This is a genomic window from Pseudarthrobacter leeuwenhoeki (genome assembly GCF_055412885.1).
In genome coordinates this window covers 1-10674 of record NZ_JBVAYY010000006.1, presented here as the reverse complement: position 1 = coordinate 10674, position 10674 = coordinate 1, and the positions used below count along the sequence as shown (strand labels likewise).

Below are 10674 nucleotides of genomic sequence, written 5' to 3'. Positions count from 1 at the left end.
GCCGCATATGGCCGCCAACCGGGGTGGACATGCTCATTTTTCGCTGCACCGAGCGGGCATATGGGGATTATGTCCAATCCCTGGCCCGGACGGAGGGCATGTCCAGTGGGCGGGGTGGCCCCGCAGCAGTAGCGGAGGGCATGCCCAGTGGGCGGGGTGGCCCCGCAGCAGTAGCGGAGGGCATGCCCAGTGGGCGGGGTGGCCCCGCAGCAGTAGCGGAGGGCATGTCCAGTGGGCGGGGTGGCCCCGTACCAGTAGCGGAGGACATGTCCAGGGGACCAAGAGTCTCACCCACCCCGGCCCCGGACCACACCGCCGTTAACCCACTCTTCCTTCCCCCGCCATCCCCCTCACCCCGCGCCGACAGCCTGCCCCCGCACTCTGGAGGGGTGAGGATCGCAATTGTTGCTGAGTCATTCCTGCCGCTGATGAATGGGGTCACCCACTCAATCCTGCGGGTCCTGGAGCATCTGCAGGAGCGCGGGGACGAGGTGCTCGTGATCGCGCCGTCCACGCAGGACACGCAGGCCCCCAACGAGGTCTACGGGGCGCATGTCCACCGGCTGCCCTCGGTGCCGCTGGCCGGCTACGCGAACGTACGGGTGGCAATAGGCGGTGTTTCTCGGGTCAAGCGAATCCTTGCCGAGTATGCGCCGGACGTGGTCCACCTGGCGTCGCCGTTCGTGCTCGGCTGGCGCGCGGCTCAGGCCGCCCACCAGCTGGGGATCCCGACCATCGCCATCTACCAGACCGAGGTCCCGGGCTACGCCGGGCGCTACGGGGTCCCGTTCCTGGAGAACTGGGCGTGGAGCCGGGTGGAGAACATCCACCTGCTGGCCTCGCTGACCCTAGCCCCCTCCAGTTTCGCGCTCAAGCAGCTCCGCGGCCGCGGCATTCCGCGGGTCGCGATGTGGCGCCGCGGCGTGGACACCGACCGGTTCTCCCCGGCCAGGCGCGATGCCGGGTGGCGGGCCGCCGTGGCCCCGGCCGGCGAGCGCATCATCGGCTACGTGGGCCGGCTCGCGGTCGAAAAACAGGTGCAGGACCTCGCCGTGCTGGCCGATGTCCCCGGCACCCGGCTGGTGATTGTCGGCGACGGACCCCAGCGGCAGGCCCTGGAGCACGCCCTGCCGGATGCGGTCTTCACCGGCTTCCTCGGCGGCGAGGAGCTGGCACGCGCGGTGGCGTCCTTCGATCTCTTCGTCCACCCCGGCGAGTTCGAGACCTTCTGCCAGACCATCCAGGAGGCGATGGCCTCCGGCGTACCCGTGGTCGCCACCGGCCGCGGCGGCCCGCTGGACCTCGTCGAGAACTCCCGCACCGGGTGGCTGTATGAGCCGGGGAATCTTGCCGCGCTGCGTTCCCACGTGGTGGACCTGATGGGCGACGACGCCAAACGCCGCGCGTTCGCAGCGGCGGCCCAGGCTTCGGTCCAGGGACGGACGTGGTCCGCCCTCGGTGCCGAGCTGGTCCAGCATTACGAGGCGGTCCTCGCCGCCTGCATCCCCAAAACAACCCCTCAAGGAGTCGCCCTGTGATAATTTCCGTGATCGGCTGCGGTTATCTGGGGGCCGTGCACGCGGCCACCCTCGCCTCGATGGGCCACACCGTGGTGGGGATCGACGTCGACGCCGCCAAGGTGGAGCAGCTGGGCTGTGGTGCGGCACCGTTTTTCGAGCCCGGGCTGGACGAACTCCTGCGCGAGGGCATCACCACCGGACGGCTCGGCTTCTCCACGGACTTCGCCGACGCCGCCCGCGCCGAGCTGCATTTCCTCTGCGTGGGCACACCGCAGTCCAAGACCTCCGACGGCGCCGACCTCAGTTATCTCGTCGCCGCCACGGAGGCGCTGCTCCCCCACCTGGCCGCAGGCTCCGCTGTGGTGGGCAAGTCCACGGTCCCGGTCGGAACGGTGGACATGCTCAGCGGTGTGCTGACGCCGCGGCCGGACGTGCTCCTGGGCTGGAACCCCGAATTCCTGCGCCAGGGCACCGCGGTCAAGGACTCGTTGGTCCCGGACCGCCTGGTCTACGGCGTCCCTGAGGACGGCGGTTCCAACACCGGCCCCGGCAACACGGGCGCAGCGATCACTGCAGCCCTCGACGCCGTCTACAACCCCCTGCTCGCCGCCGGGGTTCCGCGCCTGGTCTGCAACTTCGCGACGGCGGAACTGATCAAGTCGGCGTCGAACGCGTACCTTGCCACCAAGCTCAGTTTCATCAACGCCATGGCCGAGCTCTGCGACGCAACGGGCGCCGACGTGAAACAGCTGGGCGCAGCAATGGGCTTTGATCCGCGCATCGGCAGCCGGTACCTCCATGCCGGCCTGGGTTTCGGCGGAGGCTGCCTGCCCAAGGACATCCGCTCGCTCCGGGTCCAGGCGGCGGGTCTGGGCGTGCATTCGGTGGATCAGTGGATGGCAGTGGTGGATTCCATCAACCAGGACCAGCGTTCCCGCACCGTCGGCCTGGCCCGGGAACTGTGCGGCGGCCAGCTCGGCGGCCGCCGGGTCACCGTGCTCGGCGCGGCCTTCAAGCCGGACACGGACGATATCCGGGACTCCCCTGCCCTGGCCGTTGCCCTGCAGCTGGCGTCGGCCGGCGCCCATGTCACGGTGACAGACCCGGCCGCGATCAACAATGCGTGGCTCCGCTACCCGCAGCTGCGCTTCGAGCCGTCCACGTCCGCGGCCCTGGAAGGGGCCGAGCTTGTGCTGCTGCTGACCGAGTGGGACGAGTACGCCTTGCTCCGGCCAGCCGTGGCGGGGGCGCTGGTCCGGCGCCGGACCCTGCTGGACGCACGGAACGTCGTCGACGCTGCGCTCTGGGAAGCGGAGGGCTGGACAGTCCGCGGCCTGGGCCGGGGCCGCGCCACCAGCCCCAGCGACGCCGCAGGCCACCAGCTGGTCCCGGCCGGCCCGGCCACCGCTGACGGGACCCGCTGACAGGACCCGCTGACAGGACCCGTCGGCAGGCCCCGCTGACAGGCCCGCCGGCAGGACCCGCCGGCAGGACCCGCTGACGGGACGCGCCGGCACCCCGGGCGCTGAAACCCGGCCGCTGAAACGCCGTACTCACGTGGTCACCGCCCGGCCGTGAGACCCCTATGATTTCCTGAGGGGAGGGACTCTAAATGAATGACCGGTGGTCTCAAATGTGTACGGTGGCGGCACCGTGACGTTTTCGTCGTACCCGCCGCCCGGCGTCGAGTCGGTGCTGGAATCCAGCCCCGATGCCCTCCTGGTGATCGCGGAGGACGGCACCATCCGCCTGGTCAACGCCGCCACGGAGCGCATGTTTGGCTACACCCGCGAGGAGCTCGTGGGCCAGGACCACCGCATGCTCCTCGCCGAAGGATTCCGCAGCAGCTTCCACCGTCTCCTCTTCGCCCTCCGCAAGGACTCCGACGCCGGCCCCGCCGCCGTCAGCGCGTCGGACGCCGCCCCCACCTACACCCCCGTCCTCCCGCCGGTCGAGGCCTACGGGGTGCGGCGCGACGGCACCGAGTTCCAGGGCGAAGTGGCCTGCTCGCTGCTGGTCCAGGATACCAGCGGCGCCCCCCGGAGCATGGCCGTAGCCGTCCGCGACACCTCGCACCGGCTCGCCGCGGACGCGGGGCTACGCGACGCCCTGTCCCTGCTCAGCGCCACGCTGGAATCCACGGCCGACGGCATTCTCGTCGTCGGCCGCGACGGCCGGATCGCCGGGGTCAACAATCAGTTCGTCGCCATGTGGGGCGTGCCGCGGGAACTGCTGGCCACCCAGGACGACGACGTCCTGATGGGCTTCGTCCTGGACCAGTTGGTGGACCCCGCGCAGTTCGCTGAGAAGATTGCCGCGCTCTACGCCGTTCCGGACGCCGAAAGCCACGACGTCCTGGACTTCCGTGACGGCCGCACCGTCGAACGCTATTCCCGGCCGCAGAAGGTCGCGGACCGGGTGGTCGGCCGGGTGTGGAGTTTCCGCGACGTGACCCCGGCCCGGATCGCCCAGGACCGGATCGCCCAGGCCATGGCCGATCTTGCCGAGCAGGCCGCCCAGCTCAAAGCCCTCGCCTTCCAGGACCCGCTGACCGGCCTGTCCAACCGGCAGCTCTTCACCGACCACCTCGAGGCGGCCCTGCGCGGGCCGTGCGGCACCGCCGTCGACGTCCTGCTGCTGGACCTGGACGATTTCAAGGAAGTCAACGACATTCTGGGCCACCATGCCGGGGACCAGCTGCTGATCGAGGTCGGCCGGCGCCTGCGGGAGTGTGTCCGACCGAACGACGTTGTAGCACGCCTGGGTGGTGACGAATTCGTGGTGCTGCTGGTCGGTTCGCTGGACCCCGACGCCGTTTCCGAACGGATCGTCGCGTCCCTGCGGGTGCCCCTCTGGATCGACGGGATGATGCTGCGCCCGAGCCTCAGCCTGGGCCTGGCGTCGATCAGCGAGGATGCCGTGGACGCCTCGGAGCTGCTGCGCCGCGCCGACATCGCCATGTACGCGGCGAAAGCCGCCGGGAAGAACCGGTACCTGCGGTTCCGCCCGGAGATGATGAAGTCCCTCGTGGAGCGCACCGAGCTGGAGGCGGGGCTGCGGCTGGCTGTGGATGCCGGCGAGATCGCCGTGCACTACCAGCCCATTGTTTCGACCCGGAGCGGAGTCGTGGTGAAGGTTGAGGCGCTGGCCCGCTGGGAGCGCGACGGCGGCATCGTCCCCCCGGCGCAGTTCATCCCGGCGGCGGAACGCAGCGGACTGATCGTCGAGATCGGCACGGAGGTGCTGCTGAAGGGCTGCGCCGAGCTGAAACCCTGGCTGGCGGAGGACTCCGAACGCTCCCTCGCCGTCAACGTCTCCGGCGTGCAGCTGCAGCACGGGGGCTTCGCGGAGCTGCTGCTGGCCGTCGCCAGGAACACCGGCGTGGACCCGCGGCAGCTGGTCGTGGAAGTCACCGAGAGTGTCTTCTTTGACGATGACTGCCACGTGATCGCACAGCTCACCGCCCTTCGGAACGCCGGCGTGCGGGTGGCGCTGGATGACTTCGGCACCGGGTTCTCCTCGCTGGGCCGGCTCCAGGGGCTCCCCGTGGACACCCTGAAAATCGACCAGTCCTTCACGTCCATGATCCACACCGGCAATGAGAAACTGCCGATCCTCAGCTGCATGATCGCCATGGCCCACGGCCTGGGCCTGAGCGTCACGGCGGAAGGCGTCGAGACGGCAGCCCAGGTCGAATACCTGATGAAGCTGGACTGCGATTCGCTGCAGGGCTTCCTGTTCTCCCGCCCCACCGCCGGGCCCGGCCTGCTCTCCGCCATCGCCCGGGCCAACGGCGCGTTCGCCGCCCTTCGGGGAGAGCGGGTGTCCGGGCCGCGGTGACCTGCGCACTTTCGGTTGCGGGGTACTGCACACGGCCCTGTGGACCCTATGATTCAGGAACGCACTTGTCCGCGCCGCCGCCGCCGGAACAGCCATCAACACATCCAACGTCGCTTCGGAGGGCCGGTATCGCCGTGGGAACTGGGATTGAAGAGAGCCTGCTGGAACAGGGGCCCGATGCTGTCCTGCTGGTGGCCGCGGACGGAACCATCGCCTTCGTGAATGCCGCCGCCGAGCGTCTCTTCGGCTACCCCCGCGAACAGTTGCTCGGAGCACAGCACACCGTCCTGCTCTCCGAGGACGAGCGCGGCGGTTTCCTGCGGGTCTTGGGCCGGCTGGGCCGCGGCAGCCTGGCCGGCAGCCGGCCGTTCGCGGCGGCAGGCCGGCGCCGCGACGGCGGCGAACTGGCCCTGGAGATCACGTGCTCGCTGGTGACGCTCGGCAGCGGCCCGGCCATGGCCGTCGCGGTCCGGGACGGCAGCCACCGGGAGGACACCGATTCCGGTCGCCGGCTGGCAGTCTCGCTGCTCGACGCCACGCTGGAATCCACTGCCGACGGAATTGTGGTCATCTCCACCGAGGGACTCATCACCGGCATCAACAACCAGTACCTTCAGTTGTGGGGCATGCCGCCGGAGCTGATCACGGCGGAGGACCCGACGGCGCTGGTCACCTTCATCTCCCGGCAACTGCAGGATCCGGAGTACTTCCTGCAAAAAGTCACGGAACTCCACGCCGACAGGGCCAGGCAAAGCCACGATGTGCTGGAGTTCAAAGACGGCCGCACCGTGGAACTCTACTCCCGGCCGCAGAAAGCCGGGGACCTCGTCGTGGGCCGGATCTGGAACTTCCGCGACATCACCTCCACGCAGCGCGCCCAGGCCCAGGCCCGGCGCGCCCTGGCGGAACTCGCCGAGCAGGCGGACAAGCTCAAGGAACTCGCGTTCCAGGACCCGCTGACGGGTCTGGCCAACCGGACACTCTTTTCCGAACGCCTCGAAGCCGCACTGCTGACGGACGATCCGGTGCACGTGCTGCTGCTGGACCTGGATGACTTCAAGGAAGTCAACGACATCCTGGGCCACCACGCCGGGGATGAGATGCTGGTGAAAATCGCGGGCCGGCTGCAGCAGTGCGTCGGGCCGCACGGCACCGTGGCACGCCTCGGCGGGGACGAGTTTGTGGTCCTGCTGACCGGCTGCGACGATTCCGACGCCGTGGCCCATCGGATCGTGGCCACCCTGAACGCCCCGTTCTCCATCGAGGGAACGCTCATGCGGCCGGCCCTCAGCCTGGGGGTCGCCACCCGCGGTACCGGGGCCATGACGTCCTCGGAGCTGTTGCGGCAGGCGGACCTGGCCATGTACGCCGCCAAGGAAGCCGGCAAGAACTGCTATCTCCATTTCCAGCCGGCGATGCTGGCCGAGCTGCTGGCACGGACCCAGCTCACTGCCGGGCTGAGGCGGGCCGTGGAACTGGGCCAGATCGTTGTGCACTACCAGCCCGTGGTCTCCACCGGGCTGCTGGAGGTGGTGCAGTTCGAGGCCCTGGCGCGCTGGCAGTTCGAGGGGAAGCTGATGCCCCCGGACGAGTTCATCAGGACCGCGGAACGCAGCGGCCTGATCCGGGACATCGGAGCGGAGGTGCTCCGGCGCAGCTGCGTTGAGCTGCAGCCCTGGCTGGCGGAGGACCCCTCCCGGACCTTGGCGGTGAACGTGTCCGGTGCGCAGCTACTGCACCGGGACTTCGCCGAGCATGTCCTGGACATCGCGGCGCGGGGCAGCGTGGACCCGCACCAGCTGGTGCTGGAGGTGACGGAGAGTGTGTTCTTTGATCCCCGCTCCCACGTCATCGACCAGCTCGAGCGCCTGCGCGGGGCCGGCATCCGGGTGGCCCTGGACGACTTCGGCACCGGCTACTCCTCGCTGGGCCGTTTACAGGAGCTCCCCGTGGACATCGTCAAGATCGACAGGTCCTTTGTCTCGATGCTGCGCACCGGGGCGGAGAAGCTGCCGATCCTGACCTCGATGATCCATATGGCCCGCAGCCTGGGCTTGAAGGTCACAGCCGAGGGCATCGAAACCCCGGAACAGGCCCACTACCTGATGGCCCAGGACTGCGATGCCCTGCAGGGTTTCCTGTTCTCCCGACCGGAGCCGGAGCACCGCCGGGAGCTGGCCATCCGCAACACGGCCGCGGCCGTCGCGGCACTGGCCGACGAAGCCCGCCCGGGATAGCCGCCCGTCAGGGCTGCCGCCGGTCAGTGCTGCCGCTGCCGGGCAACTTTTAGGCCGTGGCATGATGCGCAGCGCGCCGCGGCCGGCAACTGCGCATATGCTTCAGGGAGCGCAAACCGCATTGCTCGCCGCAAGAGCGGCCGCATCCGTATCCACCGGCTTTGGGGGCAGGCAAACACATGGACGCTGGACTCGCACAAGTGCTGCTGGAGCACGGCCCGGACCCGGTGCTGCTGCTCGCTCCGGACAGGTCCATTTCCTACCTGAACACCGCCGCGGAGCAGCTCTTCGGCTACTCCCGGCCACAGCTGCTGGGCACAGACGCCAGCCTGCTCCTGGCCGAACCCGGCCGCGCGGACTTCCACGCTCTCCTCGCCGCGCTGCCCGGCTCGACACCCCGCCCCGGCAAGCCCTTCACTGGCGCCGGCCGCCGGGCTGACGGCACCGAATTCCCGGTCGAAATCACGTGCGCACTGCTGCCCGCCGGCGCCGTGGCAGGCTCGCCCGCACCGTCCGTCGCTCTCTCGGTCCGCAGCGCCGGGTACCGGGCGGAGCTGCACCTTAACCACCCGGACGACGGCGGCACCACAGCGGGCGGTCCGGCGCACCGCCGTCGGACGCTGGCGGCGTCGACGGCCGCTCCCGCTGCCTTCGCCGGGCACGATGACCAGGTGCGGGCCGGGGTGCTGCGTGATCCGCTGACGTCGCTGCCCAACGGCACCCTGTTCAACGACCGTCTCGCCGCGGCGCTGCGGCGCCCGGACCCGGTGGACGTGCTGCTGTTGAGCCTCGCTGACGTGACGGGCCCCGGCCTGCGGGGCCGCTCCTGGGCGGACGAACTGCTGGTGGAGGTCGCCAGCCGGCTGCGCAACTGCGTCCGCCCGCACGACACCGTGGCCCGGCTCGGCGGCGACGAGTTCGCGGTGCTGCTGACCGAATGCCTCAACGCGGACGCAGTGGCCACCCGGATCGCCGGGTCGCTGCAGGGCCCGCTGCGTGTCGGCGGATCGCTGGTCCGTCCGGGCGTGAGCATAGGCCTGGCCTCCCGCACTTCCCCGACGCTCGACGGCGCGGAGCTGCTCCGGCGGGCCGACGCGGCCATGACGGCCGCGAGGACCGGAGGCAAGCACGCGTGGCTGCGGTTCCGGCCGGAGATGCTGAACGCTGCGGCCGTCAGGGCGCACGGGGCCGACAGTGCCCACAATGCCGACGGGGCCGACGGCCAGGCCGGGCTCAGGCAAGCGGTGGAGCTGGGCCAGATCACGGTCCACTACCAGCCTGTGCTGTCACCGGGGCCCGGTGCAGCGGTGCAGTTCGAGGCGTTCGCGCGCTGGGAACGGAACGGCCGGCTGGTTCCGCCCAACCGGTTCCTGCCCGTAGCCGAGCAGAGCGGACTGATCCGCGAGATCGGCGACGAGGTCATGCGCCGGGCCTGCACCGAAATCCGGCCCTGGCTCGCCGGCGGCGCCGCGTGCAGCGTTTCGGTGAACGTCTCCGCCCTGCAGTTCCAGAACCGGGATTTCGCCACGGAGGTGCTCGCGATCGTGGCGTCCGCCGGGGTGGAACCACGCCAGCTCATGCTGGAACTGACCGAGAGTGCATTCTACGGATCGGGCTCAGCCGTGCTGCGCCAGCTGCGGCAGTTGCGCGAGGCCGGGGTGCGGATCGCGATGGACGACTTCGGCACGGGCCACGACTCCCCCGACCGGCTCACAGAGCTGCCGCTGGACGAGGTCAAAATCGACCGTTCCCTGGTGGCGATGATCAAGACCGGCCAGGAACAGCTCCCGTTCTTCGGCACCATGATCGACGCCGCGCACGCCGCGGGCCTGCATGTCACCGCCGAGGGCGTAGAGACGCCGGCCCAGGCCCGGTACCTCACGGACCGCGGCTGCGACTCCCTGCAGGGATACCTGTTCGCCAAACCGGCCCCGGCCAGTGAGCTGGCCGGGGCCATGGAAAGCGCCCTGACGGCCATCGACAAGGTCGACGCCGCCCGCTAGCCGTGCGCGTCGGGCCGTGGACTACTGCCGCCGGTCAAGCTCCCCAAGATCTGAGCCCACCATGGCTGCACTGCGGTCCCACAACTCTTTGGCGAGCTCGGGGCTGTAGGCCTGCTTGTTCGCCTTGGCCAGCGCCCGCTTGGCGTAGTAGGCACCGGAGACCCAGTCCTGTCCCGGCGTCGCCGTAGCGAGCCACACCAGAGTGTCCGCGCCCTGGTCCGGGGTCAGCATGAAACGCTTGAGGAACGACGTGTAGGCAAAACGCATGGGGCTCGTGGAGTCCGCCGCGAAGTTGGTGGCCACTCCGCCCGGATGGAACGCTGCCGTCGAGATGCCCTCCGCGTTGTAGCGGTTGTGAAGCTCCGTGGTGAAGAGGATGTTCGCGAGCTTCGCGTTGCCGTAGGCCCGGTTGGGGGAATATTTCCCGGCGGCGTCAAGGTCATCGATGTCGAGCTTGCCGAAGAGCGAGTTCGCCGCGCTGGAGGTGTTGATGATGGTGGCGTGGCTGGCGGTGAGCACGTCCATCAGCTCGGTGGTGAGCAGGAAGTGGGCCAGGTGGTTGATCTGGAAAGTCTTCTCGTGGCCGTCCACGGTGAGCGCGCGCTGGCCCATGATGCCGCCGGCGTTGTTGGCCAGGACGTCGATCCGCGGGTAGTTCTCCTTCAGCTGCGCGGCGAGTTGGCGCACCTGTGCCAGCTCCGCGAAGTCGCTGACGAAGTAGTCCGCGCCGATCTCTTGGGCGATCCGCTCGGTCTTCTCCGCGGAGCGCCCGACAACAACCACCCGCTCCCCCTGTTTACTCAGCGTCCGGGCGGCGGACGCGCCGATGCCGTCGCTGGCTCCGGTAATGACAATGGTCCGAGCGGTCATGGAAAATCCTTTGAGCGGTAGCGGCAATCGGGCTGGTCGAAGACGAGCCTACCGAATCACAACGACGCCGGGACGGCGAATGTTCCGTATGTGGGTTCCTTGTTAAATGCGGGAGAGCCCCAACCGTGTGGTTGGGGCTCTCGACCGTTTAATGATGTTCCGGCGGTGACCTACTCTCCCACACCCTCCCGGGTGCAGTACCAT

General features: G+C 69.4%; 6 protein-coding genes. 5 read left to right on the top strand and 1 reads right to left on the bottom strand.

Annotation, left to right across the window (positions count from 1 at the left end):
* Positions 1-389 precede the first annotated feature (389 nt).
* From ACZYX4_RS06395 to ACZYX4_RS06375, 5 genes are all read left to right on the top strand, one after another.
* On the top strand, positions 390-1538 hold the full coding sequence (locus ACZYX4_RS06395) for a glycosyltransferase family 4 protein (RefSeq protein ID WP_463874599.1): 1149 nt from the start codon (positions 390-392) through the stop codon (positions 1536-1538).
* Positions 1535-2944, top strand: a complete 1410-nt coding sequence (locus ACZYX4_RS06390; protein WP_463874597.1) for a UDP-glucose dehydrogenase family protein — start codon at positions 1535-1537, stop codon at positions 2942-2944. Before ACZYX4_RS06395 ends, ACZYX4_RS06390 begins: the two co-directional genes overlap by 4 nt.
* A gap of 199 nt (positions 2945-3143) precedes the next feature.
* On the top strand, positions 3144-5360 hold the full coding sequence (locus tag ACZYX4_RS06385) for a putative bifunctional diguanylate cyclase/phosphodiesterase (protein WP_463874596.1): 2217 nt from the start codon (positions 3144-3146) through the stop codon (positions 5358-5360).
* A gap of 134 nt (positions 5361-5494) precedes the next feature.
* The gene (locus ACZYX4_RS06380; protein WP_463874595.1) at positions 5495-7597 is read left to right on the top strand and encodes a putative bifunctional diguanylate cyclase/phosphodiesterase; all 2103 of its coding nucleotides are present in this window, start codon (positions 5495-5497) and stop codon (positions 7595-7597) included.
* A gap of 179 nt (positions 7598-7776) precedes the next feature.
* Positions 7777-9600, top strand: coding sequence for a putative bifunctional diguanylate cyclase/phosphodiesterase (locus tag ACZYX4_RS06375; RefSeq protein WP_463874594.1), 1824 nt, complete (start codon positions 7777-7779; stop codon positions 9598-9600).
* 21 nt (positions 9601-9621) lie between these two features.
* Here ACZYX4_RS06375 and ACZYX4_RS06370 read toward each other — a convergent pair whose 3' ends face one another.
* The gene (locus ACZYX4_RS06370) at positions 9622-10470 is read right to left on the bottom strand and encodes an SDR family NAD(P)-dependent oxidoreductase (RefSeq protein WP_463874592.1); all 849 of its coding nucleotides are present in this window, start codon (positions 10468-10470) and stop codon (positions 9622-9624) included.
* Positions 10471-10674 lie beyond the last annotated feature (204 nt).

What these genes read in the sequence shown, in the direction of transcription:
- ACZYX4_RS06375 (WP_463874594.1), top strand. Translation starts at nt 7,777, where the DNA reads ATGGACGCTGGACTCGCACAAGTGCTGCTGGAGCACGGCCCGGACCCG.
- ACZYX4_RS06370 (WP_463874592.1), bottom strand. Translation starts at nt 10,470, where the DNA reads ATGACCGCTCGGACCATTGTCATTACCGGAGCCAGCGACGGCATCGGC.